Annotated in this window: 25 protein-coding genes and 2 tRNA genes; 11 read left to right on the top strand and 16 right to left on the bottom strand. The window is 52.7% G+C overall.

All coding sequences use genetic code 11. The annotated features are described in order from the left end of the window. Positions 1–8: 8 nt before the first annotated feature. Positions 9–1,082, bottom strand: coding sequence for a lytic murein transglycosylase (locus tag ACN0XZ_RS07270; protein ID WP_417457069.1), 1,074 nt, complete (start codon positions 1,080–1,082; stop codon positions 9–11). 184 nt (positions 1,083–1,266) lie between these two features. Further along, a tRNA-Lys gene (locus ACN0XZ_RS07265) sits at positions 1,267–1,342 on the bottom strand. 165 nt (positions 1,343–1,507) lie between these two features. On the opposite strand from ACN0XZ_RS07265, the gene ACN0XZ_RS07260 reads away from it, so the two are divergent. Beyond that, the gene (locus ACN0XZ_RS07260) at positions 1,508–2,986 is read left to right on the top strand and encodes an alpha/beta fold hydrolase (RefSeq protein WP_417457068.1); all 1,479 of its coding nucleotides are present in this window, start codon (positions 1,508–1,510) and stop codon (positions 2,984–2,986) included. 1 nt (position 2,987) lies between these two features. Here ACN0XZ_RS07260 and tgt read toward each other — a convergent pair whose 3' ends face one another. The 4 genes from tgt to coaD all read right to left on the bottom strand — a co-directional run bounded on the left by tgt (position 2,988) and on the right by coaD (position 6,357). Beyond that, complete coding sequence (tgt, locus tag ACN0XZ_RS07255) at positions 2,988–4,130, bottom strand: tRNA guanosine(34) transglycosylase Tgt (RefSeq protein ID WP_417457067.1); 1,143 nt, start codon at positions 4,128–4,130, stop codon at positions 2,988–2,990. Continuing rightward, positions 4,127–5,167 (bottom strand): tRNA preQ1(34) S-adenosylmethionine ribosyltransferase-isomerase QueA, encoded by a 1,041-nt coding sequence (queA, locus tag ACN0XZ_RS07250; RefSeq protein ID WP_417457066.1) that lies wholly within the window; start codon positions 5,165–5,167, stop codon positions 4,127–4,129. The genes tgt and queA overlap by 4 nt, the downstream gene beginning before the upstream one ends. 105 nt (positions 5,168–5,272) lie before the next feature. Continuing rightward, on the bottom strand, positions 5,273–5,806 hold the full coding sequence (locus tag ACN0XZ_RS07245; RefSeq protein WP_417457065.1) for a peptidylprolyl isomerase: 534 nt from the start codon (positions 5,804–5,806) through the stop codon (positions 5,273–5,275). Between the two features lie 32 nt (positions 5,807–5,838). Further along, positions 5,839–6,357 carry a pantetheine-phosphate adenylyltransferase gene (gene coaD, locus ACN0XZ_RS07240; protein WP_417457064.1) on the bottom strand — a complete coding sequence of 173 codons (519 nt, stop codon included), beginning with the start codon at positions 6,355–6,357 and terminating at the stop codon, positions 5,839–5,841. A 75-nt stretch (positions 6,358–6,432) separates the two neighbouring features. Here coaD and ACN0XZ_RS07235 point away from each other — a divergent pair, with 75 nt between their 5' ends. Continuing rightward, positions 6,433–7,140, top strand: coding sequence for a LysE family translocator (locus ACN0XZ_RS07235; protein ID WP_417457063.1), 708 nt, complete (start codon positions 6,433–6,435; stop codon positions 7,138–7,140). Between the two features lie 58 nt (positions 7,141–7,198). Here the strand turns inward: ACN0XZ_RS07235 and gyrA are convergent, their stop codons facing one another. Continuing rightward, positions 7,199–9,958 carry a DNA gyrase subunit A gene (gene gyrA / locus ACN0XZ_RS07230; protein ID WP_417457062.1) on the bottom strand — a complete coding sequence of 920 codons (2,760 nt, stop codon included), beginning with the start codon at positions 9,956–9,958 and terminating at the stop codon, positions 7,199–7,201. 240 nt (positions 9,959–10,198) lie between these two features. Between gyrA and ACN0XZ_RS07225 the strand changes: the two genes are divergently transcribed. From ACN0XZ_RS07225 to ACN0XZ_RS07215, 3 genes are all read left to right on the top strand, one after another. Next, a tRNA-Ser gene (locus tag ACN0XZ_RS07225) sits at positions 10,199–10,288 on the top strand. Between the two features lie 68 nt (positions 10,289–10,356). Beyond that, complete coding sequence (locus ACN0XZ_RS07220; RefSeq protein ID WP_417457061.1) at positions 10,357–11,469, top strand: 2OG-Fe(II) oxygenase; 1,113 nt, start codon at positions 10,357–10,359, stop codon at positions 11,467–11,469. 84 nt (positions 11,470–11,553) lie between these two features. Next, complete coding sequence (locus ACN0XZ_RS07215) at positions 11,554–12,003, top strand: hypothetical protein (RefSeq protein ID WP_417457060.1); 450 nt, start codon at positions 11,554–11,556, stop codon at positions 12,001–12,003. 12 nt (positions 12,004–12,015) lie between these two features. Here the strand turns inward: ACN0XZ_RS07215 and ACN0XZ_RS07210 are convergent, their stop codons facing one another. Further along, positions 12,016–12,594 carry a glutathione S-transferase family protein gene (locus ACN0XZ_RS07210; protein ID WP_417457059.1) on the bottom strand — a complete coding sequence of 193 codons (579 nt, stop codon included), beginning with the start codon at positions 12,592–12,594 and terminating at the stop codon, positions 12,016–12,018. A 242-nt stretch (positions 12,595–12,836) separates the two neighbouring features. Between ACN0XZ_RS07210 and ACN0XZ_RS07205 the strand changes: the two genes are divergently transcribed. The 4 genes from ACN0XZ_RS07205 (at position 12,837) to ACN0XZ_RS07190 (ending at position 16,384) form a co-directional block, all read left to right on the top strand. After that, positions 12,837–13,175 (top strand): P-II family nitrogen regulator, encoded by a 339-nt coding sequence (locus tag ACN0XZ_RS07205; protein ID WP_417457058.1) that lies wholly within the window; start codon positions 12,837–12,839, stop codon positions 13,173–13,175. Between the two features lie 11 nt (positions 13,176–13,186). Continuing rightward, positions 13,187–14,524: an ammonium transporter gene (locus ACN0XZ_RS07200; protein WP_417457057.1), complete on the top strand. Its 1,338-nt coding sequence runs from the start codon at positions 13,187–13,189 to the stop codon at positions 14,522–14,524. 205 nt (positions 14,525–14,729) lie between these two features. Then, entirely contained in the window at positions 14,730–15,812 is a 1,083-nt protein-coding gene (locus ACN0XZ_RS07195; protein ID WP_417457056.1) for a ferritin-like domain-containing protein, read from the top strand. A gap of 239 nt (positions 15,813–16,051) precedes the next feature. Next, a complete protein-coding gene (locus ACN0XZ_RS07190) occupies positions 16,052–16,384 on the top strand; it encodes a TraR/DksA family transcriptional regulator (RefSeq protein ID WP_417457055.1) in 333 nt (110 codons plus the stop codon). On the opposite strand, the gene ACN0XZ_RS07185 is transcribed toward ACN0XZ_RS07190, so the two are convergent. Then, positions 16,381–16,743 (bottom strand): chorismate mutase, encoded by a 363-nt coding sequence (locus tag ACN0XZ_RS07185; RefSeq protein ID WP_417457054.1) that lies wholly within the window; start codon positions 16,741–16,743, stop codon positions 16,381–16,383. The two genes, ACN0XZ_RS07190 and ACN0XZ_RS07185, sit on opposite strands and share 4 nt — an antisense overlap. Positions 16,744–16,785: 42 nt before the next feature. Next, positions 16,786–17,652 carry a tetratricopeptide repeat protein gene (locus tag ACN0XZ_RS07180; protein ID WP_417457053.1) on the bottom strand — a complete coding sequence of 289 codons (867 nt, stop codon included), beginning with the start codon at positions 17,650–17,652 and terminating at the stop codon, positions 16,786–16,788. Between the two features lie 144 nt (positions 17,653–17,796). On the opposite strand from ACN0XZ_RS07180, the gene ACN0XZ_RS07175 reads away from it, so the two are divergent. After that, on the top strand, positions 17,797–17,979 hold the full coding sequence (locus ACN0XZ_RS07175) for a hypothetical protein (protein ID WP_417457052.1): 183 nt from the start codon (positions 17,797–17,799) through the stop codon (positions 17,977–17,979). Between the two features lie 60 nt (positions 17,980–18,039). Here ACN0XZ_RS07175 and ACN0XZ_RS07170 read toward each other — a convergent pair whose 3' ends face one another. Then, a complete protein-coding gene (locus ACN0XZ_RS07170; RefSeq protein ID WP_417457051.1) occupies positions 18,040–18,906 on the bottom strand; it encodes a phytoene/squalene synthase family protein in 867 nt (288 codons plus the stop codon). A 138-nt stretch (positions 18,907–19,044) separates the two neighbouring features. Between ACN0XZ_RS07170 and ACN0XZ_RS07165 the strand changes: the two genes are divergently transcribed. After that, positions 19,045–19,626, top strand: coding sequence for a urate hydroxylase PuuD (locus ACN0XZ_RS07165; protein ID WP_417457050.1), 582 nt, complete (start codon positions 19,045–19,047; stop codon positions 19,624–19,626). Positions 19,627–19,702: 76 nt separating this feature from the next. Here ACN0XZ_RS07165 and ACN0XZ_RS07160 read toward each other — a convergent pair whose 3' ends face one another. The 5 genes from ACN0XZ_RS07160 to argC all read right to left on the bottom strand — a co-directional run bounded on the left by ACN0XZ_RS07160 (position 19,703) and on the right by argC (position 25,523). Beyond that, complete coding sequence (locus ACN0XZ_RS07160; protein ID WP_417457049.1) at positions 19,703–20,323, bottom strand: superoxide dismutase; 621 nt, start codon at positions 20,321–20,323, stop codon at positions 19,703–19,705. Between the two features lie 108 nt (positions 20,324–20,431). Then, the gene (locus ACN0XZ_RS07155) at positions 20,432–21,499 is read right to left on the bottom strand and encodes a PepSY-associated TM helix domain-containing protein (protein ID WP_417457048.1); all 1,068 of its coding nucleotides are present in this window, start codon (positions 21,497–21,499) and stop codon (positions 20,432–20,434) included. A 17-nt stretch (positions 21,500–21,516) separates the two neighbouring features. After that, entirely contained in the window at positions 21,517–23,649 is a 2,133-nt protein-coding gene (locus ACN0XZ_RS07150) for a TonB-dependent receptor (RefSeq protein WP_417457047.1), read from the bottom strand. A gap of 156 nt (positions 23,650–23,805) precedes the next feature. Next, the gene (locus tag ACN0XZ_RS07145; protein ID WP_417457575.1) at positions 23,806–24,327 is read right to left on the bottom strand and encodes a gamma carbonic anhydrase family protein; all 522 of its coding nucleotides are present in this window, start codon (positions 24,325–24,327) and stop codon (positions 23,806–23,808) included. A gap of 68 nt (positions 24,328–24,395) precedes the next feature. Continuing rightward, a complete protein-coding gene (gene argC, locus ACN0XZ_RS07140; protein ID WP_417457046.1) occupies positions 24,396–25,523 on the bottom strand; it encodes an N-acetyl-gamma-glutamyl-phosphate reductase in 1,128 nt (375 codons plus the stop codon). Positions 25,524–25,561 lie beyond the last annotated feature (38 nt).

Raw genomic sequence — 25,561 nt, 5'->3', positions numbered from 1 at the left:
GTTTCCCCCTATTTGATCGCGTCAGACAAAAGACCAACAGCCAGCGCATATTTAAACGACGGATTATAGCGCATGATGGAGCAGAAGTTGCTGTAGACCAAATACCCTTCGTCATCACCCTCGTCAGCAACAACAAGAGCGGCTGGAATTGAGCGTTCCGGTAAATCTTTACCCGTAATACGCCTTACTCCCAGTTCCTGCCATTCCTGAAGGTCGCGCCATACACCAAGGGTTTTATAGGCCGCGCACCAACGCGCTGGCTCAAGGCCTGTTTCCTGGGCCGCCTGCAGGGTCTGCTCCCCGCCTTTGGGCAGCTTTACCTTGCGCCCCCAGGTCTTGCCGCTATCCCAGCCGTATGACTTCAGGTAGTTGGCGATAGATGCGAACACATCAACCTTGTTGTTCCAGATGTCGCGAACACCATCTCCGTCATGGTCAACCGCAAACTTCAAATAGGCTTCAGGCATAAACTGCGGTTGCCCCATTGCACCAGCCCATGATCCCTTCATGTCTTCGTATGGTGCGTAGCCCTGATCAAGTATCTCAAGTGCTGCAAAAAGTTCTCGCCGGAACCGAGCGGCCCGCCGCTTGTCATATGCAAGTGTGGCGACGGCATCGAAAACGGAATAACTAAGGGGTACGGTGCCGTAATTGGTTTCTATGCCCCAGATCGACGCAATAAAGCGTTCCTGTACGCCGTATTTCTCTGCAGCGGCTTTGAGTGTCTCGCTATGCTCTGTCATCATCACAGCGCCCTTGTTTTTGCGCCAGTCGCTGACACGTGCAGTGATGTAAGCTTGATAGGGTTGTTTGATCTCAGGTTGGTTGCGGTCGCGGGTAATCACCCGTTCAATCGGGGTGATGTGAGGCAGAACCTGATCCAGCGTTTCAGCTTTTATGCCGCGTTCAAGGGCTTCTGTTCTCACCTCATCAAGCCAGGCCTTGAATGCTTCATCCTGCGTTGGGGCTTCAACTGTGTTCTCTGCCTCTGCTTCTTGAGCAATAGCGGCACCAAATGGCGACATGACAAACGATGTCAATAAAACAGTTAACCCGAAACAAAACCCACGCTTGGCTGGCATGTGATGATAGCTCCCACTTTTCCCATTGCTGATCCTTTGCCTACTTTAGGCGCTAGACCACCTTAAAAACAAGGACAGAAAGGAGGCATTTTGGAGGCGCTAAGCGAATGTTGGACTTGTGTGAGAAAAGCAAACAGTGAAGATGCAAAAAGGCCGACGCAATGACGCATCGGCCTTTTGGAATTGGTGAGCCCGACAGGGTTCGAACCTGTGACCTACTGATTAAAAGTCAGTTGCTCTACCAGCTGAGCTACGGGCCCACTTTTCAGTGGTTTCGCGGGGCATCCCCCGGGAACGCGGCGGACCATAGGGCCATCATTCCGGACCGTCAAGCAAAAGTGTCATAGAAAATGAAATTTTTCTGACGGCCTTGTTTTACATACTGAAAATTGCGCTTTCAGCAAAAGAAGAATAGGCTGAAAACTATGAAGAAACTTATAACAATAGCGCTGATTTATATCGCCCTAGCACCTCTTGATACGCCTCTCTTTGCACAATCAGAAACCGACCAGCCGGTAAAATGCTCAGCAGGCTTTTTGGAAACATCCGCCAGCACAGATCTATGCGTATGGTCTGATATGAACACGAAGCTTTATGTGATTCACCCCAAGGGCGGCAGCTCGAGTTCTGACGAGCCTGTCCTCTATCTGCTGGGTGGACCAGGCAGTAGGGGCAACGTACACCTCAATCACATGGCTTTAATTGCCAACCGGCTTGGTCGCACGGTCTTGTTGCCTGACCCGGCCGATAGTGTACCTGAACTGGAATGCAGCCAAACCGACATGGATGATGCACAGCGCGGCATCGCTTCAACCGCGGACGCGGCCATCTTTTATACTCGTTCGTTGCAGCAAACCCGCCTGGACGGGTGCCTGGAGCAGATAAAGGCCTCGCCAGCTCTTCAAGGTACAATCTCGACGGAACAGCAAGCGGCAAGGCTCGCAGAGCTTCGTGAGGCATTGGGCCTCAAGGCTTGGGTGATATTCGCCGAATCATATGGCGGAAGACTGGCACTCGCGACCAGTGCGGTTGATGCGGCCGGTATATCCGCGCTCATTCTTGATTCTCCTGAAACACCTTGGGTATCTTCCTTTTGGCACACGGGCCAGAACTTCAAACAAGCGCTGAGTATCTTGAGCGATTTATGCAGAGACCAGTACCGCTGCCCAGCCAAACGGCTGCACCTTGAGAGGCGCCTTCCACAGATCATCTCTGTTTTTGAACGGGAAGATGTTGAGCCACTTGAGCTCAAGGACTTTTACACACGCCAAGTGGTGGCATATGCCCGACCCACACAGGAACAGCTTTTTATCACAACTTTTATGGCTCTACGTTCGTCAAGTCGTGCAGAACTCATGCCTTATATTGCGGCAGCCCCTAATGATGAGGGGCTTAAGAAGCGATTTGGCCTCCTCCTTAGCGAACTACTGCGACCGGGAAGCAGCTTGAACATGGGGTTCCACCATATTGTCAGGTGCAGCGAGCTGCCGCTGGAGACGTGGTATAGCGCCCTCAATGCCGATAAGGCCGAGCTGCCTGAGTTGACGCCATTTCTTGACTATCTGGAATGGCGACAGAAATATGTCTGTCACGCGCTCAATATAGAAGCCCCTGCGCAGGTGAAACATTATGCACCACCAACAGTGAAGACACTGGTGTTAAGTGGTGGGCTCGACCCGGTAACGCCGTCTTCTGTTATTAGCGCGGCCTTTCCGCAGACCGCCAACTTTTCCTCAATACAGTATGAGACCCTCGGGCATGTGGTGCACACGCAGCTGGATTGCGTCATGGACGACGTTGCGCAGTTTCTGGATAGCAGAGGTCATGCGCTTCAATCGTTTCAAAGCGCATGTAGCAAAAAAGAGCTCAAGATGAGGTTCTACTCGCCTGTGGTGCGTCGCTAGGTTATAGAGGCTCGATATCCCCGGACGCATACTGTTGGCGGAAACTGCTGGCAAAAGTACTCAGCTTACCTTCAGAGATCGCGTTTCTAAGGCCCGACATCAGGTCTTGATAGAATTGCAGGTTATGCCACGTGAGCAGCATTGCGCCTAGAATTTCGCCTGCGCGGATAAGGTGATGCACATATGCTCGGCTATAGTTCTTGCAGGCAGCGCAAGCGCAGCTATCGCTTATAGGGCGTGGGTCGTCCTTGTGGCGCGCGTTTTTGAGATTAATTGCACCATTCCAGGTAAACCCTTGCCCAGTACGACCCGAGCGTGTGGGCAGTACGCAGTCAAACATATCGATACCGCGCTCAACAGCGCCTACTATATCGTCCGGTTTGCCCACCCCCATGAGATAACGCGGTGTCTCGCTCGGCATGCGCGGCATCGTGAAATCCAGAACCTTGAACATGGTTTCCTGACCCTCGCCCACAGCCAAGCCGCCGACTGCATAGCCGTCGAACCCAATTTCCTGCAGTGCGTCAATCGATCTGAAGCGCAGATCATCGTACACACCGCCCTGAACGATGCCAAAAAGTGCCGAGCGTGCCGCGTGGTTAGCCCCGCTATCAAAACCGTCGCGGGAGCGCTTCGCCCAGCGCATGGATAGCTCCATTGATGTTTTAGCTTCGTCAAATGTCGCAGGAAACGGCGTACATTCATCAAAACTCATCACGATATCTGAGCCGAGCAGCCGCTGAATTTCCATCGAACGCTCGGGTGAGAGTAATATCTTGCGGCCATCCAGGTGAGACTGGAAGGTAACACCTTCTTCGCTCATCTTGCGAAGCTGGGTGAGCGACATCACCTGAAATCCCCCGGAATCCGTGAGGATGGGGCGATCCCAGTTCATAAATTTGTGAAGACCGCCAAGGTGATCGACCCGCTCTGCCGTTGGCCTCAGCATCAGGTGATAGGTGTTCCCGAGCAGAATATCTGCACCAGTTGAGCGAACACTTTCTGGCAGCATTGCTTTTACCGTGCCTGCTGTACCCACAGGCATGAAAGCGGGCGTGCGAATTTCACCACGAAGCATCTGGATCGCGCCGGTGCGCGCCGCGCCATCTGTCGCATGGACATTAAACTTGAAGCGCTCTGTCATGATACATCCTTATTGGGGAACAAGAGGCTGCTATCTCCGTAGGAGTAGAAACGGTAGTTTTCCGCAATGGCAGTCTCATACGCATTACGCATAACCTCCATGCCCGAGAATGCCGAAACCAGCATAAAAAGGGTTGAGCACGGCAAATGAAAGTTGGTCATCAGCAGGTCGACGCCTTTGAAGCGATACCCCGGGGTAATGAAGATATCTGTATCACCTTTAAAGGGCATGATCTCACCCTCCGGCGATGCGGCACTTTCGAGAAGCCTTAAAGACGTGGTCCCGACAGCCACAATGCGCCCACCCTCTTCTCTCGCTGCATTTAGTGCGGCAGCTACCTCAGGTGTAATCTCACCCCATTCGCTGTGCATTTCATGATCATCGGTGTTTTCAACCTTCACAGGGAGAAAGGTACCAGCCCCAACATGCAGTGTCACACCAAACCGTTTCACGCCCTTATTCTCAAGGCTTGCAAGCAACCGATCGGTAAAATGCAGGCCTGCCGTGGGTGCTGCAACCGCACCGTCCGCTTTAGCAAAAACGGTCTGATAGTCTGACTTGTCGCGCTCGTCTATATCACGCTGACTGGCAATATAGGGCGGCAAGGGCATTACGCCGTGTGCCTCAAGCGCAGATGTCATTGCGGTATCAGGTACATCGAACCTTACGGTGCGTTCGCCGTCTGGTCCTATCGCAATCACTTCAGCCGCTAACCCGCTGAAATCCAGCTTGTCTCCAAGGCGGCATTTTTTGGCAGGTTTGGCAAATGCCCGCCAAACAGTGTCGCTCTCGCGTTTATGTAGCGTGAGTTCTACCTTGGCATCGCCGCGCTTTCCGGTCAGACGACCGGGAATGACTCTCGTGTCATTAAAAACCAGCACGTCTTTGTCTGTCAGATAGTCTGCGAGATCGAGCACACCTTTATGCTCAAGCCCATCAGGCTTCACAACAAGCATTTTGGCCGCATCTCTTGGTGAGGCGGGGCGGAGCGCGATATTGTCGCGCGGAAGGTCGAAATTAAACAGCTCTATATCCATGGGGCGCGCTTGTATCGAAACTTGAGACTGTTCACAAGCAGGAAGCTGCGCAAAAATAAAGAGGCGCTCAATAGCGCCCCTTGTTCTTCTGATGCTTTCGCCTAGTTATTCCTCAACGTCGGCAGCAACCTGCATCTTAATGATTTTTGATGGCTCGGCGGGTGGTTCACCCATCGCGATCATGTCAACAAACTCCATCCCACCAACGACACGCCCCCAGGCGGTATAGCTACCGTCCAGGAAGCTTGAACGGTCGAAACAGATGAAAAACTGGCTGTCACCGCTGTTCGGGTCGTCAGCGCGTGCCATTGATACCGTTCCCCGCAGGTGCGGCAGGTTATTGAACTCCGCGTTGATCTTCTGGCCTGAGCCGCCCATGCCGGTGCCGGTTGGGTCACCGGTTTGGGCCATAAAACCGGCGATCACCCGGTGGAAAATAATACCGTCATAGAAACCCTCACGCACGAGTTCTTTGATGCGTGCCACGTGATTGGGCGCTGCATCAGGCCGCATTGCAATCACCACACGACCGAACTCAAGGTCCAGATACAGTGTATTTTCTTTATCCAGTTCAAACGCTGCGGAAGTTTCGCTCATCAGGCCCACCATCATCATTAGTGTAAGGAAAATTCGTTTCATCACTCTCTCATAACCTATCGTGTCGATTGGTTTTATCGGTCAGCGCGGCTTTCAGCCACGCGTTTGACCACAGCTTCCGCCACCCGTGACGGTACGAAGCTGGAAATCTTTCCATCATAACGCGCGACTTCTTTCACCAGTCGCGACGCAATTGTTTGGTACTTAGGGTCCGCCATCAGAAAGACAGTCTCGATATTCGGGTTGATCTGATAGTTCATACCGGTCATCTGGAATTCATATTCAAAGTCCGCAACCGCTCGCAACCCGCGGATAATGATATCCGCGCCTACCCGCTCGGCAAAGTGCATCAAAAGCTCATTGAACTGAACAACCTCGAAGTCTACCCCGGCGGCTTCCGCCAGTGGTCCGGCCTCACGAGCAACCATGGCGACCCGTTCTTCAAGTGTAAACAAGGGGTCTTTGCTGGGATTAGTAGCAACACCAATTACCAGGCGATCAACGAGGCGTAGCCCGCGTTTTATAATATCCAGATGACCATTGGTAATCGGATCAAAGGTGCCCGGGTAAATTCCAACTTTTGGCGCGCTCACGATACCTCCCACTTCTAACCCTGTGCGACTGTCGATTGGCCTTTGAGGCCATGTAAACATTGCAATCGCCAAACTTTGCAGCAACATTCACGAATACGACACAAAAAACAAGAGCCAACTACCCATAAAGCGCTGATCCAAGGACCACCGATGTCATTTATTGACCCCGTTCTATATGCTTTTTATATCGGCGCTGTGGCGGTGTTGGTGTTTACACCAGGTCCCGTGGTAAGCCTGATTATCGCCGAAACCTTGAGCCACAGCTCAAGACACGGGATGGCCGTAATTGCTGGTGCTGCCCTAAGTACATCAATTCTTCTAGCGATCTACGCGGTCGGTTTTGGCGCCGTTATTAGCGAAATTTCTGACGAGATGCTTTATGTCATCCGGTTATTGGGAGCGGCATATCTTCTCTATCTCGCGCTTGTTGCATTCCGGAGTAAGCCCGGTGGCAGCAGCGGTGTAGAGATGAAAGTAGAACGTTCCGCGATGAAAGCCTTCAAGGCCGCTCTTATAGTGGGCGCAACCAACCCCAAAGCCGTTCTGTTTTTCGCGGCCTTCTTCCCACAATTTATCTCACCTGACCTACCTGCTCAGCCTCAGCTTATAACCTTGACTGTAACATTTGCCATATTGGCTCCTCTACTTGATAGTTGTTGGGTCATAGCGGCGGCGTCTGCCCGTAAATTTTTGATGAAAAGCGGGTCAATTGTGGTCATCAACCGCATATCCGGCTCCGCATTGGCGTTAGGCGCCCTCCTTTTGCTCACGCTGAATAGATAAAAGGCTCGCCCTATACATCAAGAGCGAGCCCTTACTGATTGTTTAGATAGAGTAATTTCTACTCAGGTGAATCGTCGCTTTCTGCCCCAGCCTCTCCAGCGTCACTGACCACAGATACCTCTGCGCCTTGCCCAGCATCGGCCAGATCGTCGTCTTCCTCTTCAGTTTCCTGAAGTTTGGCGACAGAAACTATCGTCTCCTCGTCAGCCACCTTAAAGAGTGTAACACCCTTTGTATTCCGGCTGGCAATACGAACGTCGTGAACAGGCGTGCGGATCAGCTTACCGTGGTCTGTCACCATCATAATCTGTTCATCGGCAGTAATCGGGAAGGCAGCAATTACACCACCAATTTGTTCCCGTAGGCGAGCATCAGACGGCACGTTCCAGATACCCTGTCCGCCGCGATTGGTTAAGCGGTACTCGTGGCTGCTCGTGCGCTTGCCAAAGCCCTTGCTTGTGACGGTCAGGATAAACTGCTCACACGCTTCCAGTTCGGTCATCCGCTCGGCTGAGAGTGTTGCCTCATTTGGTTCTGTTTTCCACGGTGCTGCTTTCAGGTAAGCGTCACGTTCCTCCGTGGTTGCGTCCGTGCCATTAATAATGTGCATGGAAACCACTTCGTCACCTTCCGCGAACTTCATACCGCGAACACCGGTGGATGTACGGCCTGCAAACAGGCGAACATCCGTAGTTTTAAACCGTACGGCACGGCCACCTTTAGCCGCCAGAAGGACATGGTCGTCCTCCGTACACACATCAACACCGATCAGCTTGTCGTCTTCGCTTGAGAAGCGGATTGCAATCTTACCGTTCGACATCACATTCGAGAAATCTGAGAGCTTGTTGCGTCTGACGTTACCAAACGCGGTTGCGAACATGACCTGAAGCTCGCCCCAGCTGTTTTCGTCTTCAGGGAGAGGCAGGATGGTCGCAATCGTCTCGTCCTGCTTGAGCGGCAGGAGGTTGATGACCGCTTTCCCTTTTGACTGCGGATTGCCAAGCGGCAACTTCCATACCTTAAGCTTATAAACCTGCCCAAGATTTGAGAAGAACAGAACCGGCGTGTGAGTATCGGCAATAAATACGGTGGAGAGGAAATCCTCGTCCTTCGTTTGCATGCCGGAACGCCCTTTACCGCCGCGCCGCTGAGCCCGGTATGTGGAAAGAGGCACGCGCTTGATGTAACCAGACTGCGTAACCGTCACCACCATGTCTTCGCGCGCGATCAGGTCTTCATCATCGAAGCCTGTAATCGCATTCATATCGATCTCAGTGCGGCGGTCATCGCCAAATTCGGCACGTACAGCGTCAAGTTCACCCCGCAACACTTCATAAAGACGAACGCGGGATTGAAGGATTTCGAGATATTCACGGATGCGAGCAGCCAGCTCTTCGAGTTCCGAGCCAATCTCGTCACGGCCGAGCGCGGTCAGGCGATGCAGACGAAGATCAAGAATTGACTTAATCTGCACCTCAGAGAGCTGATAGGTACCGTCTTCATTGAGGCGTCCAGCTTCGTTGATAAGCTCCAGATATGGCAATATCTCTGTTGCATCCCAGCGGCGTGCGGCAAGCGCTTCCCTAGCGTCTGCTGGTGATTTGGCGCCACGGATAATCGCCACAACTTCATCAATATTGGTGACTGCGGTAACCAGACCAACCATGATGTGGGCACGGTCGCGCGCTTTGTTCAGCTCAAACTTCGTACGGCGGGTGATGACTTCTTCCCTGAAGTCGATGAACGCCTGCAGCACTCGTTTGAGTGAGAGTTGCTCGGGGCGACCGCCATCAAGGGCAAGCATATTGATACCGAAACTGGTCTGAACCTGCGTGAAACGATAAAGTTGGTTGAGAACAACTTCAGCCACGGCATCGCGCTTAAGTTCAACAACAACACGCACGCCATCACGATCACTTTCGTCCCGAATGTCCGAGATGCCTTCAATGCGCTTGGTTTGCACGCACTCAGCGATCTTTTCAATCATGGAGGATTTGTTGACCTGGAAAGGTATTTCCGTGATCACGATGGCCCAGCGATCCTTGCGAATCTCTTCAACGTGGGACCTGCTTCGGATGGTAATCGAGCCCTTACCGGTCTCGTAGGCCTGCCTGATACCGCCTGCCCCGAGAATGATGCCCCCAGTTGGGAAATCTGGGCCTTTAATGTGCTCCATCAGTCCCATAGTGTCGATCTCAGGGTCGTCGATCACCGCACAAACGCCGTCAATGACCTCTCTCAGGCTATGGGGAGGGATATTTGTCGCCATACCGACAGCGATACCCGTGCCACCATTTACCAGGAGGTTGGGGAAGCGTGCGGGCAGAACAACTGGTTCATGCTCGCTTTCGTCATAGTTCGCCTGGAAATTGACGGTATCTTTATCGATATCCGCCAGAATCATGGACGAAATTTTGGCCATACGCGCTTCGGTATAACGCATTGCAGCAGCGCTATCGCCATCCATCGAGCCGAAGTTTCCTTGGCCATCAACCAGCGGCGCCCGCATGGAGAAATCTTGCGCCATGCGCACGAGAGCATCGTAAATCGCGCTATCGCCGTGGGGGTGGTATTTACCCATCACATCCCCGGTTACGCGCGCAGACTTACGGAAAGGTTTGTTCCACTCAAACCCATTCTCATGCATGGAGAATAATATACGGCGGTGAACCGGCTTCAAGCCGTCACGCACGTCAGGAAGTGCCCTCGATACGATTACGCTCATCGCATAATCGAGGTAGGACGCCTTCATTTCATCTTCGATAGTAATCGGCTGGATGTCACGCTCTTCCGGCGTAATGGGTGTATTATCGCTCACCAGCTTCAGCCCCTTGTCTTGCGGTCGGGTTCGACCATTACCTAGAACATATAGCCCACATCATCGGCTTAACCCCCGAGATGTTGTGGGAAAGATAGTCTTGTCTATCAATTCCCGGCAGCCTGTGCAAGGCATCAGGACGCTAATTTGAGAGAGATTGTCAACTTGTTGAGAAATAGACTAGACGAAGGCGATTTGAGCCGTTAAAACGCTCGCCAGTTCAACGCGAACCTATGTCCCGGGCAGGTGGCAGAGCGGTTGAATGCACCGGTCTTGAAAACCGGCAAGGGTGCAAGCCCTTCGTGGGTTCGAATCCCACCCTGCCCGCCATATAGGCCTTTGAGTTCGTATGAACAAGAGCGGTGAGCAATGTCTTTCATTAAGGCTTGGTGACTGTCATGACAAAACCGCGCATTATCGGTTGGGGTGAAGCAGCCCCGATGTTCAGGGCACCCTCGCCCGTCAACCCAATTTTCGATTTTTCATCAACAGCGGGTCGCTATATCGCGCTCGTGTTTTTTGGTGGCAGCCAGAATCCCCGGGCCGCTGAGTTGATTAAGAAGATCGCTTCAGAAGCGCCAAACCGGAAGGGTGTACTCTATTTTGGCGTGACCTCAAGGTCTGAAGATTTCACCAATGACCTGGTCAAGACCGCGTTCCCCTACGGTCATATGTTCCATGACGAGGATTGGAGTATCGCCAAACAGTACGGCTTGGTCCACAAGAGGGAAGAGGACGGCGCGACCGTTTTCAAGCCGTCATGGTTTCTGCTAGATCCAACCTTGAGAGTATATGCAGCAGGCGAACTAGAGAAAATCGACCGGCTTCTCCAGATTGAAAAAAATCTACCACCTGCGGAACATCACGCTGTTCAGGATGAACCTTGGGCACCTGTGCTTGTTGTGCCCCGTGTCCTATCCAAAGACTATTGTGAGCGACTGATACGTCATTACAATGATGGAACCCCGGGTGAGAGCGGCTTTATGCGAGTTCGGGACGGCAAAACAGTTCCCGTATTCGATCACTCATTTAAACGTCGGATGGACGTTAGGATTGAAGATGAAGCACTGAAAGCGGAGCTCCGTACATCGCTCCAGCGGCGTTTGATTCCCCAGATCAAAAAAGCATTTCAGTTTGAGGCTACACGTATCGAGCGCTACATCGTGGCCTGCTACGACAGTAAGAGCCAAGGTTTCTTCAAACCGCACAGGGACGATACCACACCAGGCACGGCACACCGGCGTTTTGCAGTAACCATCAACCTGAATGCCGAAGGCCATGAGGGCGGCGGTCTTCGCTTCCCAGAGTTCGGGAGCCGCGTTTATCGGGCACCAACCGGCGGCGCGGTCGTATTTTCATGCTCGCTCCTCCACGAGGCAACGCCGGTTATCTCCGGTGTGCGATACGCAACCCTTCCCTTCTTATATGGTGAGCAAGACGCCGCCATCCGTGAGGCTGGTAAGTCTACGATTGAAGACCGCCCATTACCAAAAGCTGAAGAAGTCGCTTAAAACTCATTCAGCACATGTTCATGCTTCCCCGCTTAGGCTCTGATCAGATATAATATCGGTGGTGAGAAGAAAGCGAGAGAAGTTATGAAGCAAGCACTCCATTCGGCAGCGGTCACGATGCTCTATCTTGGTACCGCCTTTAACGGTCCTGCTGCTATAGCTGATGACAATAAAGAAGTTTGCCTGTTCTACGGTAATGTCGGCGCAGCTGCAGTTGATTTTATTCTTCCACTTAAGGTCCAGCAGGTGGTGGATATGATTAGCGGCAAAGACACAGCTCTCGTTGAGAAGATGCAAAAAAGCGTTGAAGGCATTGGTAATGCGAACGCCAAAGCGGCGATGAAAGCCATGGGTGATGACGCGGCAGAACACCTGGGTGCATCCGCAGGCTTTCTTGCTTTTCAGCTTGTGATGACCGGGCAAGCCACATCAGCGCAGGAGGTGTTTTCTGTGCTCTACAAAAGCTGCATGGACACCGGCGCCAGTAAGATCGTAGAGAACCAGCGCGCTGCCACTCAATCTGAGCCGGAATAGGCGTCTTGTTAGCTAGCTCATGAGGACTTTGCCAATACCGCTCAACCAGCGCCGAATATTTGGCCTACTCTCTAGCGACAGATTAGCGTCTTCCGCAAACTGGCTGTAGGCCTTCAACGCGACATCTGCGAGGCTAACACGATCACCGACCATCCATTCATTTTCAGTGAGGTGCCGCTCCATCAAATCAAGGACGGCATTTCCCTTTTTAATCAGGATGGGATCAATATCTGACAGCGGCACGCGTTGAAACTTGATCTTGAAGCGAAGAACAGCAACCGCTGGTTCATGGCTATACTGTTCCCAAAACAACCATTCATCCATTTTGGCTGCTAGCCAGGGATCATCGGGTATTAGATCGCTTCCGCGCGCCAAATATCTCATTATAGCGTTTGATTGAGCGAGGATTCGCCCTTCACCAAAATCTACGAACGGCACCTGCCCTGCCGGATTGATGGCAAGAAACTCTGCCGTCCGCGTTTCCCCCTTGAGTACCGAGGTCTCTATCCATTCGTATGGTAGCCCAAGATGACCAGCCACATATTTGACCTTCAGGCAGTTTCCCGAAATGCTGTCGCCATAAACTTTCATAGACCTCTCCCTCGCCGTTCTAAACTAACAAGGAACGGCCTACCCGTCCCCTCAATTTCTTTCATGAATATATGAGACAGCGCTCTGATTAAAATTTATGCACTGACTTAATATTAGTCATATGTGCTGTCGACTATATTGGCAGATATCTCACAACTCATTGAAAATAAACAATTTCGTTTCTTGGCACGGATGCTGCTCTAAGGAAGAGCAAAATATATATCCAACCATAGGGAGCGATTATGAAATATGTCATAGCCATTATTAAGCCTCATCGGCTTGATCCTGTCCGTGATGCCCTTGCGGAAATCGGTGTGAACGGAATGACCGTAACCGAGGTGCAAGGTTATGGCCGTCAGCGCGGCCAAAAGGAAATCTACCGCGGTGCTGAATATGAAGTGCACTTCCTACCCAAGGTCAAACTAGAGATTGCCACCGACGATCCCGTTGCGGATCAAGTCGTTGAAGCAATCCAGCAGGCAGCGCACACCGGCCAGATTGGGGACGGCAAGGTATTCGTATTGGATCTCAACCAAGTGGTGCGCATTCGCACCGGCGAAACCGACGCCTCAGCCCTTTAAGGAGTTTTCTCATGTTGGATAAATCTATGCCCAAAAAAATAATAGCTGCCGGCGTCGGCGCTCTATTGCTCACGGTTCCTGCATCTGCTGAAGTGACCGGTGAAACAGCTTATATCTTCAACACCCTGCTCTTTCTGATTGGCGGTTTTCTCGTTATGTGGATGGCTGCTGGCTTCGCCATGCTTGAAGCTGGCCTTGTTCGCTCAAAAAACGTCGCCGACATCTGTGTCAAGAACGTGGCACTTTACGCCCTTGCTTCCATCATGTGGATGCTGATGGGTTATAACCTGATGTATAGCGGCGTTGACGGCGGGTATGCGGGTGCATTCTTCTCACTTTGGAATCCTGATGACGCTGCTGCACTGGCCGAAGGTGCCGCACACGACCCTGCCGGTTATGCAGCGGGTTCCGACTTCTTCTTCCAGATGGTGTTTGTTGCAACAACAGCCTCCATCGTTTCAGGTACTGTGGCAGAGCGCATCAAACTCTTCCCCTTCCTTATTTTCACGGCTGTCCTGGCTGGGTTGATCTACCCAATTCAGGGCGCATGGAAATGGGGTGGCGGATGGCTTGATGCTGCCGGTTTTGCTGACTTCGCAGGTTCCACTCTTGTTCACTCAACAGGTGGCTGGGCTGCTCTCGTTGGCGCAATCATTCTCGGACCACGCCTTGGTCGCTACACCAAAGAAGGCAAAGTTCGGCCCATGCCAGGCTCAAGCTTACCGCTTGCAACACTTGGTACGTTCATTCTTTGGTTCGGCTGGTTCGGCTTCAATGGCGCATCACAACTCGCGCTTGGAACAGCCGCTGACTCCATTGCGATCTCAAATATTTTCGTAAACACTAACATGGCCGCCGCTGGTGGTGCGTTCGCGGCAGCGATTGTGACCAAGCTTGTGTACAAGAAAGTGGATCTCTCGATGGTACTCAACGGCGCGCTTGCCGGCCTCGTGTCCATCACTGCAGGACCAGACACGCCGCTGCCATACCAGGCAACCATCATCGGTGCAGTTGGTGGTGTTCTTGTCGTATTCGCGGTACCGTTCTTCGACAAACTCAAGATTGATGACGTTGTCGGCGCGGTATCAGTACACCTTGTGTGCGGTATCTGGGGCACGATGGCTGTTCCGTTCACCTATGCGGACGCCAGCTTTGGTACGCAAGCCCTTGGTGTCGCCGCAATCGGCGCATTTGTTATCGTTACCAGCGCGATCACATGGTTCGCATTGAAGTTCACGCTCGGCATCCGCCTTTCTGACGAGGAAGAAGAGCTTGGCTCTGATCTCGCAGAACTCGGGCTTGAGGCCTACCCAGAGTTTGGGCGTGGGTCACAAAAGCTCAGCGCCTAACTAGTCGATCTTTTCAACCTCGGAGCCCTTCTCTCCCTGGTCAACTCGGCAGCCGCTACCAAGCGGCTGCCTTTTTATTTGCCATGTCTTTGTCTGCCTTGCCTCACTATTGACAATTTTATCATTTACCTGTTCAACCGTCACTGGTATCTTTTCTGGACGTTTGCGTCTAGTATAGGGCCGTACGACAACCGGAGGGGAAGATATGGCGTTAGATCCACTGTATGCCAATGCTGTTGAAGATTGCGCATGGGAAGTGCCGCAAGACTTTGAAGCACTATTTAACTGGCAATATTCCGACGACCGCAAAGACTTGCTGGGTCTCTACTCCAAGGGCAAGACAATGCAGTGGGACACCGATAGTCGCATTGATTGGTCGCATGAACTAAACCCGGAAAACCCGCTTGGTATCCCCATTGAATATTTTCCGCTCTATGGCGCTGATTTTTTCATGAAGATGTCAAAAAAAGAGCAAGGCGAAGCCCTGCTCCATCAGGCTGCATGGAGCAATTCCCAGTTTTTGCATGGTGAACAGGGCGCTCTTATTTGTAGTGCCAAGATCGTAACCAACGTGCCAGACACCGAGGCCAAGTTCTATGCCGCCACGCAGGTGATGGATGAAGCCCGTCATGTTGAGACCTATAAAAAGCTTGTTGAAAAAATTGGCCTCGCCTACCCCATCACAGGTCCGCTGAAAACATTACTAGATCAGGTCTTGCGCGATAGCCGGTGGGACATGACCTACCTCGGTATGCAGGTCGTTATTGAAGGGCTTGCGCTCGCGGCGTTCGCCAATATTCGGGATCATGGCTCAGACCCTCTCGCCTCATCCGTCAATGCCTATGTGATGCAGGATGAAGCGCGCCACGTGGCTTTTGGCCGTCTCGCCCTAAGAGAGTTCTACCCACAACTCACTCAAGCCGAGCGCAACGAGCGTGAGGAGTTTCTCATTGAGGCCTGCTACCTGATGCGGGACCGGTTTCAAAACAAGGAAGTTTGGGAAACACTTGGATACCCGATGAAAGAGTGCCTGGAGTTTCTTGAGCAAAGCGATGCCATGAAGATGTTCCGCACCAATCTGTTCAGCCGCATTGTACCAATCGTGAAAGATATCGGCCTATGGGGAGACAAAATCCAAAGCGCCTACGGCCAAATGGGCATTCTTGGTTTTGCCAACATCGATATTGATGCCATGCAAGCCAATGATATGGCGGTTGCGGACGAGCATGATGCCCGGCGCGCCCACGTTGACGAGATGGTGAACCTTGGGAAAAGCGCTGCGGAATAAGATGGGCTTTGAACAATAAGAAACCCAGAGGGCGATGGGGGTAAGCCCTCTGGGTTAAGCAGCGTGAACGCTGGTACGCTCACTCATGCTACTTGAGAAAATTATATGCTCATTGTGGTTAAATAAAACCTATTATTTCTAACTTCCCGGCTTTGTGCTGCTAACAATCTTTCAGCCAACTTGACTACATGGTTACCAAGATGTTCTCTTGAAAAGAAGCTATCTCATTGGGGTGTGTTGTGACCGAGATTGACTGGAAAACCAAGCTCCTCGCGATGAAAAGAGACCTGCAAGCGACCGATAGTGCCGCAAAAGATTCCCGCGGCGCCGTCGTCGAGCTTGATCAGAGCCGTGTTGGCCGTCTCTCCCGGATGGATGCTCTGCAGAGCCAGGCCATGAACAATGCGATAGCTGTCCGGCGTCAGCAAATGCTGTCGCGCTTGAATTCCGCACTCGAGCGAATTGAGGCCGAGGACTTTGGCTATTGCCTTGAATGTGGTGATGAAATCTCAGCCAAACGACTGGAGCTGGACCCAACAGTGTGTTTCTGCACGCAGTGCGCTAAAGCCTAAAGCGCGGAACTTTTCCGCTCTTCGTTGTTGACATCGTCCCACACTATAAATTCGTGGGCGATGCTCCATTCAATCAAATGGCGATATATGTCTTCAATATAATCTGCGTTGCCTGAACGCTTCTCAGCTTCCGCTTTCACCTTTGAAACTACATCCTCAATGCGCCATTCGTCCCTCACCGTATCGCGGTCGCCTTTGATATGGCCAGCTTGCGCTATATAGGTAAGGCGCTCCAAAAGAAGCGGGACAATCAGGCGATCTACACGGTCAATTTCCGTGCGAACTTCATCCATGTTCTGGCACTGTTTCAAAGCGTTCATCCGGTCAGGTACAATACAGGTACTTAAATGTTGGGGCACTGTTACCCCGCATCGCTTCAACAGACAAGGGGGCATTTTGCCTCACTTGCCGTTCAGTTTTTCAATGGCATTGGTTGGGATGCGCCCAAACATGGCAGCCGCAGCCCTCTCCTCTCCTTGAAGCTTAGGGAGGAGCTGATAGAAAACCCGCATATTATTCGCTTCCTCAAGGGGCATTGCGCCGCGCGCAATGTGCATCGCCGCGTCTGTTTGGCCAGAAAGCGCATAGATGATGGCAAGACTGCGCTGGGCTGGCAGTTGGGCTGAAGGCCGGTCCATCGCTTTCTGAATAAGGGCAACAGCGCTTTCAAAGGCACCGTCCAACGCGTAAGAGAGCGCGAGATGCTGTAGTACCGATGGGTTCTCTGGCTCCAGCTTCAAAGCTTTGTCAAAAAATATTCGAGCACCATCCGGTGCTCCGGATATATAGGCTAGCCGCCCAGCGGTGTCATACACTTCCGCCGAAGAGGCCGATGTTATCAGCGGCTGAAAAGTTTGTAAGGCGCTCTTATAATCAGCATTGGCGATGTAGGCGTCAACAAGGGCCGACCGCGCTTCCGTCGCTTCAGGGCTCTCTTCCACGAGAGCCTGAAGCAGCCGCAAGCTTTCTTCCGGACGTCCCATCGGTGTAAGAATGCGGGCAACGGCGACGTTGGCTGCCATCAAGTCCGGCGCTGCGGCTAGTGCTTGTTGATAGAGCGCCTGCGCGGCAGCATAGTTTCCTGCACGCTCAAAGCCCTCCCCCACCTTGACGAGACCTGCGGGGTTTTCAGTTGCCAAGCTGTTTCGTGCGCGAACAGATACTGGTCCCACATCCTCAGTCGCGCGCTTTGAAGGTCCTCCGGACGCGCAGGCGGTCAGCAAAATCAGTGCGCCTGAAACCATGGTATTCGCTATTTTTTTCCGCATGCAAAAACTTCCACTACAGGCTGACTTCGGCTTCAAACCAGCGGTTTCCTTTAAATCTTGGGTTTTCTTCCCATATAGTGTATAGTCTAACGTGTTGAGAGAGCGTGTGTCATGGGTAAACGCACGCAGGTAGGAGCAAATTGTATGGATATTCAAGGAGCATCCACTGCCAATGCTGCCGATGTTTCGGCCGCTGGGCGTTCAGGGTCACTTGAATCAGCTGCGACTGAGCGAAAGTCTGCAGAAGACAGCGCGATCGAACGTAAAGAGATCGAGCCTTCTTCTACTGGCCCGGGCGTGGGTGAAAGAGTAGATATCCAAGCCTGATTTGGTTTGAACGAAGCCTGTTGGCCTGCAACTCGTATGAGATGCGGGCTTTTAGTGTTTTTAAAAAAGATGATATCTGAGCAAGGTGAAAAGCCGCCTGAGATTGCCGATCTCATGTCCCTGCAGGTTGAACGGATTGCCACCTGCGCACTTTAATGCGCTCAGATGTTTGCCGCTTAGGCTATTCAGCGCGAGCACAGGTTTCACCGCGCGCGCCGCACCAGCTGTTCTACTGGCTTCTAGTTGATCGGTGACGTACGCGGTCATCTCATTCACCATGGGCTGTAACTTCTCTGCCACCTCCGAGCTTTTCAGGGCGGAAAGTGATTGCCCGAGCTCACCCAACACAGAAAACTCTTTAGTGTCACTCAGTTGAAACGGGAGCGCCCTGATAATACCAAGCATCGCCCACGCAGACCCCGACGCATGAAGTGCTTGGAGGGTTTCTTGGTCGGCCTGTGGCGCTAGAATGAGGCCCCCGGCCACGCTTAAAGCACCGCCCGTTTGTTCAGCATAAGTTTTAAGGGCGTCAAAACTGACATCACCCTCTCCATAAAGGTCTTGCGCCCTGCCATCGATCACTTCTTGCAGGTGTGGTGAAAGTTGTTCGACGTTATCGATGCTGGCCAGTGCCTGAACAACTGGGTGTTCCCTTGGCGTACCGGCACGGATGCCCTCTAGCGCTTCCCGCCACCACTGTAGACGGATTTCGCCAATCATAGGCTCTGACACGCTTTCCCGGGTCTTCGCGACTTCCTGGTTAAAGGCGTATAGGGCCCATAGGTCCGCCTGATGCCGACTTGGTGCAAACAGGGCTGAATAATATCGCTCGATATCATCCTCCCGCACCATAGCGCGGCAATATTCTGTATTTGTTTGGCCGTTTTGCATGCGCGGGAACATGGCTCGCCGCGCTTTGAAAATCAAATGAAATCCGGCGCGCTGAGGCGGCAACTCCTAAGGGCGGCTTTGGCATGTCATTGTTTTCCTTGTGAAACAATGACCGGAACGGTAAGATTTGCGTTCCAACACAATATTTGCAGTTGCAAATTGGGGAGCTAGGAAATGGGAAAAATTCTTGAATCACTGCAAAACACAGTGATTGTCGGCTTTGTTCTGATGGCTATTTTGCTTGGCGTCATGATGCAGGGCGGCGTTGCATACGACATGTCATTTTACGCACGGTATATTCATGTACTCTCGGGCGTGATGTGGATTGGCCTTCTCTGGTATTTTAACTTTGTTCAAATCCCGACAATGCCATCTATTCCTGACGAAATGAAACCTGCGATCGGTAAACACATTGCGCCAAAAGCGCTATGGTGGTTCCGCTGGGGCGCTATGTTCACACTGCTGAGCGGCCTTTGGCTGGCGTCCGCCAATGGTTACATTGTCGATGCGCTGACCCTTGGTGAAGGGTTCCGCTCTATCGGCATCGGCATGTGGCTTGCCATTATCATGTGGTTCAACGTGTGGTTTATCATCTGGCCGAACCAGAAAATCGCACTGGGGATCGTTGAAGCGGAAGCTGACGCAAAACCGGCCGCTGCACGCAAGGCGATGCTCTTCAGCCGCACGAATACAATGCTTTCAATCCCGATGCTTTACTGCATGGTAAGCGCTCAGAACGGCGCTGCGGGCTGGTAATAGCCGGGTTATGACCAAAGAATATGAAAAGGGCCGGATAACCGGCCCTTTTTTTTGCTGATCAGTACCAAAACTACTATTCAGCAGCTTTTGCTGTAGCCGCACTATAGTTTGCAGCAGCAAACTGCCAGTTCACCAGGCTAGATAGGAACGTCGCGATATAGTCCGGACGACGGTTCTGGAAGTCGAGATAATAAGCATGTTCCCACACGTCCATGGTCAGGAGCGGTGTCTTGCCGTCTGTGAGTGGACATTCTGCGTTCAAGGTTTTGGTTACCTCAAGCTTGCCGGCTTTGTTCAGGACGAGCCATGCCCAGCCTGAGCCAAACTGTGTGGCCCCTGCTTTCTTAAATTCCTCAACAAATGCATCAAAGCTGCCAAAGTCTGCTTTGATTTTGTCGGCCAACTCACCTGTAGGCTCGCCGCCGCCGTTCGGGCTCATCGAATGCCAGTAGAAGGTGTGGTTCCAAATCTGTGCGGCGTTATTAAAAACACCCGCTTTGTCAGCTTTCCCTGCTGTGGCTTGCATAATAGCCTCAAGAGACTGCCCCTCAAACTCTGTGCCTTCCACAAGGCCATTCAGGTTCGTGACATAAGCATTGTGGTGTTTACCGTGGTGAAACCCGAGCGTCTCTTTTGAAATGTGAGGCTCAAGGGCATCTTGTTCATATGGCAATTGGGGGAGTTGAAAAGTCATGGGGATACCTCTTTGTCGCTAAAAATACCAAGACAAGCAATAACTTGGAGTGTCTAGCTAGCGAAACAAGGGCGCAAAATCAATGCCACTTACATCAATATTTTATTATTATTTGGTGCCTGCGCTCACATGCCGCATGCGGCGACGCTTTACATAAGCGCTGAGCCCTAAATAACAGAGATAAAACGTTGCTACGCCAGAGAGTGCGACCAGGAACTGCCACAACAAACCACCTGTTTTGCCAGAGTGCAGCGGATATATGGTGTCCGCCATATTGTGGCCTAAAGCAGCCTCTGGTGCGTTATAGGTAACAACCGTTTGCCCTTCCAGGTCGACTTTCACCGTGCTTCGGCCGTTCGGGTGCCACTCGTCTGGCATTTTGAGGCGAATGCTGTACACACCGCTTTGGCCACGCGGGGGAATGTAGAGTGTGCTCATGCCAGCCGGAAAAACCTGGTCTTTTCGATCAAACAGCGCCGCCCTCACATCCGTAGCCTGAGGCAGCATGTGTGTAACAGTTGGCTGTTCGCCGCCTAAGAGCGCCGTCAAGCCCGATCGCACCGCGGAAGAATAGATCATGGCAGTGCCTGTGACCGTCGCCACTAACAACAGAGGCGCCACGATGATACCTGTGGTGACGTGCGCACCGCGGTAGGAAGCAGCGCGACTGTTTGCAGGCACCGCCGTGCTGAGGCTAAAGCCCTTGCGCCATGGCCACCAAAGATAAAGCCCGCTTAGGAGGGAGAAACAGGCAAACAGGCCGAAGACCCCAACGATCTCTTCCCCGACCTCACCAAAGGTAAGCCTATGGTGCACATCAAAAAGGAAAGCAAAGAGAGGCACCATATGGATGGGATCATAGACGGGCTCCAGCGTTTTGGCATTCACCAGAAACTCTGACTTGTCATTCAAGTAGAGCTTATAAGCGTTAACCCCATCACGCGGCAGCTTGATCGAGCGAACCCCAGGGTTTTGATATTGGCGCTCAAGTTTTTCAAGAATCGTCGCCTGGCTGGCGGGTGCATGAGTGGCGACCGTGGTCGCCAGCTCAGGTACTGCGGTCCGCAGTATCGCATCTTTATAAACGAGCAAGGTGCCCGTAAGCGCCATCACAAGCATGTAGAGCGCAACAAACAGCCCTACCACCTGGTGTATTTTCTTCAAAATACGGCGCATCAGCAGGTTACCCGCCCCTAGAACTCTGCCTGGTATGACAGGGTGATTGCACGACCGCGACCTGCAAAGTAACGGTCACCCCGTGTTGTACCTGCTTGTGAGTAATAGGTGACATACTGCTTGTCGAAGAGGTTCTGCACACCAAGCTGCATCTTGCCACTTTCAAGCCGGTAGCCGATATGGAGGTCCACAACGTCATAGCCTTTGAACTCGGCGGCCAGAGCATCCGCAGCGTTGGTGAAGTCACGATCAAAGAGATGAGCAAGCTGCACACGGGCAGACCAGTCGCCATGCCTGTAAGCCGCATACATATTGAAACGGTTTGGTCCGATGTTGACCGCATCCAGGTCGGCATCCAGCACACCGTCATCATTTGTATCAACACGACCTTCCTGAACCGAGACATTCGCCCCAACGTTCAGCTCTTCCGTTACCGTAAGTTCAAGCATTGCTTCAAAGCCACGAATGCGGGTCTTCTCGCGCTGTACACGCAGGAAACCATCAGGGTCTGCCACATACCGTGCACCATCAGAAGACTTGGACTGGAACACACTCGCCTGCGCCTGCACACGACCCATGGTAACACTTGTGCCGAGCTCAATATTGTCAGCTTTCACCGGCTGCAGGTCGAAGATGGTGTCAACAGATGAGCCAGGAGTGGAGATACCGCGCAAGACGCGACCCACGTCTGGCATGGTGAACCCTTCCGAGTAGGAGGTGTAAATCGTCCAGCCCTCAACTGGCTCCACCATCAAACCACCGTTAATCAGCAGGTCGTCAAAGGAGGGGCTGCCACCTTCAACGGTGAGGACCGCATAGTCACTGGATGCACGGTTGCCTGCGAGTGTCTGGAAATCATCCACCTTCAGCTTTGCGTTTTCATAGCGCAAGCCGCCGGAAAGCGTGAAGATGCCAGCAAATGGCAGTTCTGCCTGCACGAAGGGGGCAATATTCTCAAATTTGGTTTCCGGTACCCAGTTCCTGTTCGTGAAAATCAAACGCTGGAACGTTGTATCTTGCAGATAGTCAACGCCTGTAAAGACGTTCACGCCCGAGCTGCCAATGCCCTGTCTATCCCAGCTTATGCGGGCACCGCGTTTTTCTGAGTTGTTTTCGGACTGGTCAAAAAGCGTGCCGACGGGTGCAATGGCTGGGTCCTGGAATGAGCCAAAGGTGCCGCCGCCAAAACTTGCGCGAAAATCCTGCGAATAGAGCTGTACCGTAAGCGTTCCATCAGCAACAGCCTTATGGGTGTAGTCAAGCGAGATGGTGGTCACATCATTAGTGCCAGGCTCACCTTCGGGGCTACCTGCAATGGCAGTCGCCGGACGCCCTGTCGCTGGGTCACCGGCAAGCGTTCCATAGTCCCCATCACCAGCAAGATTGAAGTCATTGATCGTAAACTGGATACGCTGGTTCTCAGTGGGTTCAAACCCCACTTTGGCGAAGAGGTTGCGCTGTTCGCTATCCCCCAGGTCACCCTGCGTTTGGTCAACACCGATGCTGCGGCCCTGCCCGTCAAACATCAAACCACGCTTGTGGTAGCTTGCGGATGCCAGATAATCGAAGTTGCCAATTTTTTGGGTCGCATAAATGCTGCCGCGATACTCAAGGCCCTCGTCCCCCAAATTATCGGTTGTTGTCAGCGCTGCCTGCACACCAATCTTCATATCGCCACTGTTGTCAGGCTTTTTGGTGACGAAGTTAATGATACCACCCGTGGCGCCAAGGCCCTGGATCGCGTTGGCGCCGTGGATCACTTCAATCCGGTCAACAACCGCGAGGTCGATGGTGTAACCGTCGCGGGAGCTATCCCGCAAAGGATTTGATTGCGGCACACCGTCGATAAGATAAAGCGGGCTGCGACCCCGGAAACTCTCACCAAATCCGCTCATCTTCTGGCGGCTGGGGGAAAAGCCGGGAACCAGATTGGCAAGAATACCCGCCGTGTCGGTCGCAAGCGTGAGCTGCTCGTCCAAGTCCTCCGGGCTGATAACCGTCACCATGTTGGGGATGGTACTTGCAGGTTTTGCCGTGCGGGTTGCTGAAACGATAAGCTCTTCAACAACACCTGCTTCTTCTGCGACCGCAAGAGATGACATGGCAACGCTTGCAAGCAGTGCCGACATAAGGTTGGTTTTGGATACCATGAATACGCTCCTCTGAACCCGAGCGCGTGTGAGATAAAGCTGCGCTCGGTAATCTGTTTGGGCGTCCAATACTAATAATGCGAATGCCTTGCAATAGCGACTTTTAGAAACTCGGTGGGATGCGACAATATTGCCACAAAAACTATGAGGTTCTACTTATGGGTAGGGCTTCTCCGCCACCTGCCCAAGGCTATCGAAGCGATGCTGCTCGGCCAGCAGGCGGTAATGCTCAGCCATGCTGCGGTTTTTCTCAAGCTCAGTCGGGGTCACCATACGCATGAATTTTGCGGGGCTACCTGCCCACAATTCACCACTTTTAATGCGCTTGCCAGGCGTGAGCATAGCGCCCGCCGCCAGCATACCATCTGGCTCAATCACGGTGTTGTCCATCACGATAGCGCCCATGCCTACAAAAGCATTGTCTTCAAGCGTACAGCCATGAAGCATGGCCATGTGGGCAATCAGCACATCGTCACCGACAAGTGTTGGATAGGTGTGGGTGCTCACGTGAATAACGGTGCCGTCCTGAACGTTCGTGCGCCGGCCGATGCGAATGTAATTAACATCACCCCGCAACACACAGTTATGCCATATGCTGGCCCCCTCGCCGATCTCAACATCCCCAACCACTTGCGCGCCGTGGAAAATATAAGCGCTCTCTGCCACACGAGGCCACATCCCCTTAAAAGGACTTAAGCGACCACCGAGTTTGGTATCTCTATAGAGGGGATACGAAACGATGTCCGTCATGGGAACATTGCGACCTGCTCGAGCCCTGCCATCTCGTCAAAACCCATCATCAGGTTCATATTCTGGATCGCTTGCCCAGACGAGCCTTTCACTAGGTTATCGATAGCGGACACAATGATCGCGCGGTTCTTGATGCGATCCTCAAACACATTGATAACACAACCGTTGGCGCCGCGAACCATGCGCGTGGCGGGTGCAACATTGCCCGGCAGCACAGACACGAACGGTTCATCCGTGTAAAACTCCGCCAACGCCGCTTTCAGGTCTGCGGCCGTACTATCGCCAGCCAGCTTCACATAGATCGTCTCGAGCTCACCGCGGTTCATGGGCACCAGATGCGGCGTGAAGCTGATTGAAACCGCCTGCCCCGCAGCCAGCGAGAGTTCCTGCTCAATCTCTGGCATATGCCGGTGATGACCAATGCCGTATGGATGCATCGCCTCGGACACCTCAACAAAAAGGTTCGGCTCTCTCAACGAACGCCCGGCGCCGGATACGCCTGACTTGGCATCAATGATGATGTCTTCTGGGGTAATAGCACCGCTTCTCAGTGCCGGAACAAGCGCGAGCAGTGCTGCTGTCGGGTAGCACCCAGGGCATGCTACAAGGCTTGCCTCTTTCACGCTCTCGCGGTTGATCTCTGGCAAACCATAAACCGCCTTTGGTTGCAGCTCAGGCGCGCCATGCTCGCGGCCATACCACTCGGCGTAGGTGTCTGTATCCCGGAGGCGGAAGTCAGCGGACAGATCAATCACTTTGACCTCGCCGGAGATGGATGAGGCCAGATCGGCCCTCGTCTCAACAATAAGCTCATCCAGTAGGCTATGGTTGGTGGCATGCAACAGGCCTTTGATTACTTCCTGGCTGGTGGCATGCGGCAGTGCGCAGAAAACCACATCAAGCTCAACACCGTGCCATTCCACCTCATCAAGCCCGATGAGGTCAGGAAGGCCAAGGCCCATCAAATGTGGGAACACATCGCCAATCGGCATGCCTGCCTTACGCTCAGCCGTCATCAATGCGATTTCAACATTGGGGTGGCGAACCAATAACCTTACGAGATCTGCGCCCGTGTAGCCGCTTGCGCCTAGAATTCCGACCCGAATTTTTCTGCTCTGTGTCATGGTGTCACCGTGTTTGCGTTTAATGGAGTACAAATAAA

Origin of the sequence: Kordiimonas sp. (genome assembly GCF_048264555.1) — a bacterium.
Lineage (GTDB): Bacteria > Pseudomonadota > Alphaproteobacteria > Sphingomonadales > Kordiimonadaceae > Kordiimonas.
This window is presented reverse-complemented; position numbering and strand designations above follow the sequence as displayed.

Coding starts and splice junctions, on each gene's coding strand:
- ACN0XZ_RS07270 (WP_417457069.1), bottom strand. CDS start 1,082: ATGCCAGCCAAGCGTGGGTTTTGTTTCGGGTTAACTGTTTTATTGACA.
- ACN0XZ_RS07260 (WP_417457068.1), top strand. CDS start 1,508: ATGAAGAAACTTATAACAATAGCGCTGATTTATATCGCCCTAGCACCT.
- tgt (WP_417457067.1), bottom strand. CDS start 4,130: ATGACAGAGCGCTTCAAGTTTAATGTCCATGCGACAGATGGCGCGGCG.
- queA (WP_417457066.1), bottom strand. CDS start 5,167: ATGGATATAGAGCTGTTTAATTTCGACCTTCCGCGCGACAATATCGCG.
- ACN0XZ_RS07245 (WP_417457065.1), bottom strand. CDS start 5,806: ATGAAACGAATTTTCCTTACACTAATGATGATGGTGGGCCTGATGAGC.
- ACN0XZ_RS07220 (WP_417457061.1), top strand. CDS start 10,357: ATGACAAAACCGCGCATTATCGGTTGGGGTGAAGCAGCCCCGATGTTC.
- ACN0XZ_RS07215 (WP_417457060.1), top strand. CDS start 11,554: ATGAAGCAAGCACTCCATTCGGCAGCGGTCACGATGCTCTATCTTGGT.
- ACN0XZ_RS07210 (WP_417457059.1), bottom strand. CDS start 12,594: ATGAAAGTTTATGGCGACAGCATTTCGGGAAACTGCCTGAAGGTCAAA.
- ACN0XZ_RS07205 (WP_417457058.1), top strand. CDS start 12,837: ATGAAATATGTCATAGCCATTATTAAGCCTCATCGGCTTGATCCTGTC.
- ACN0XZ_RS07200 (WP_417457057.1), top strand. CDS start 13,187: ATGTTGGATAAATCTATGCCCAAAAAAATAATAGCTGCCGGCGTCGGC.
- ACN0XZ_RS07195 (WP_417457056.1), top strand. CDS start 14,730: ATGGCGTTAGATCCACTGTATGCCAATGCTGTTGAAGATTGCGCATGG.
- ACN0XZ_RS07180 (WP_417457053.1), bottom strand. CDS start 17,652: ATGCGGAAAAAAATAGCGAATACCATGGTTTCAGGCGCACTGATTTTG.
- ACN0XZ_RS07175 (WP_417457052.1), top strand. CDS start 17,797: ATGGATATTCAAGGAGCATCCACTGCCAATGCTGCCGATGTTTCGGCC.
- ACN0XZ_RS07165 (WP_417457050.1), top strand. CDS start 19,045: ATGGGAAAAATTCTTGAATCACTGCAAAACACAGTGATTGTCGGCTTT.
- ACN0XZ_RS07160 (WP_417457049.1), bottom strand. CDS start 20,323: ATGACTTTTCAACTCCCCCAATTGCCATATGAACAAGATGCCCTTGAG.
- ACN0XZ_RS07155 (WP_417457048.1), bottom strand. CDS start 21,499: ATGCGCCGTATTTTGAAGAAAATACACCAGGTGGTAGGGCTGTTTGTT.
- ACN0XZ_RS07150 (WP_417457047.1), bottom strand. CDS start 23,649: ATGGTATCCAAAACCAACCTTATGTCGGCACTGCTTGCAAGCGTTGCC.
- ACN0XZ_RS07145 (WP_417457575.1), bottom strand. CDS start 24,327: ATGTGGCCTCGTGTGGCAGAGAGCGCTTATATTTTCCACGGCGCGCAA.
- argC (WP_417457046.1), bottom strand. CDS start 25,523: ATGACACAGAGCAGAAAAATTCGGGTCGGAATTCTAGGCGCAAGCGGC.